This window comes from Oleiphilus sp. HI0128, from assembly GCF_001635365.1.
Genome location: NZ_LWGG01001038.1, coordinates 1 through 1,046, shown reverse-complemented (window position 1 = coordinate 1,046; position 1,046 = coordinate 1). Strand labels below are relative to the sequence as shown.

General features: G+C 45.8%; 1 protein-coding gene. It reads left to right on the top strand.

The window, feature by feature from the left end; genetic code table 11:
- Positions 1–1,046 (top strand): immunoglobulin domain-containing protein (locus A3763_RS28820; protein WP_197482953.1); only part of this gene is annotated, 1,046 nt, incomplete at both ends.

Below are 1,046 nucleotides of genomic sequence, written 5' to 3'. Positions count from 1 at the left end.
AGTGGCTGCGAATTTTTTGATAGCGACCGGCAAGATAACAATGTTGATGGACGTGCTGTTAAAGGCGTCATCAGCAACGGCATAATCAGCGCATACCGAGCCGAAGATAATAGCCTGATCACACAAACACGCAGCGACTCATCCGGCTATTTTTCACTAGACTTAAACGAACTTGAAGATGGCACGCTCGTTCTACTCTCACTAAGCGTAGATACTGATACTCGCATGCTTTGCGACCTGGTAGAAGGCTGTATTGAAAAAATATCTGGCCAAACACTTTCGTTTGGTGAAGCAGTCAGACTCCCAGCTTATTTTCAACTCTTAGGTCTAACAAGCAAGCAAACCCACTCCACAACGTTTCTTTCACCTTTAAGTCACCTTATTGTTAAAACTGCGCAGTCTCTGCCTCAGGGCTTAAATGCGCAAAACATAGTAACAGCCACTCAGTGGGTCATGGAAAGTTTTGACTTAGAGAGCGACCCCTTAACTACCCCAACACTTGACCTAACAAAGCTCTCGGATGCAAGTGACGAATCTCTAAAGCAAGCAATTCTAAGCGCTTCTCTTTATGAGCACGCGCTTGATACAGAGTGGATAGGCACGAACCAATTGCTTGATCATATTCCCTTAGCGAACGTGTTCTACACAGCAAGCGACCTAGCAGAGCAGCTTTCTGCATACCTGGACACCTACTCTGACAACGGAAATAGTTATGCTAGCGCACTGAGCAGTATCACCAATGATGCTCAAAATATTGCAGAAGATCTCGACAGCGCTGAGCTTCAAATTCAAACTCAACCGCAGTCCATACATACCAGTGAATCACAAAGCTTTTCTTTGTTTGTTCTCGCATCCGGAGCGGGAAGCTTAAGCTATCAGTGGCAGAAGGATGGCGAGAATATCCCGGGCGCGACAGCAAGCTCCTACAATAAAACGAGCGCTCAACTTAGCGATTCTGGTTTATATAGTGTCACCATTTCCAACAGTAAGGAAACTATCCACTCGCTAGAAGCCCTTGTCTCAGTGGAAGAAAACGTGTTACCCGT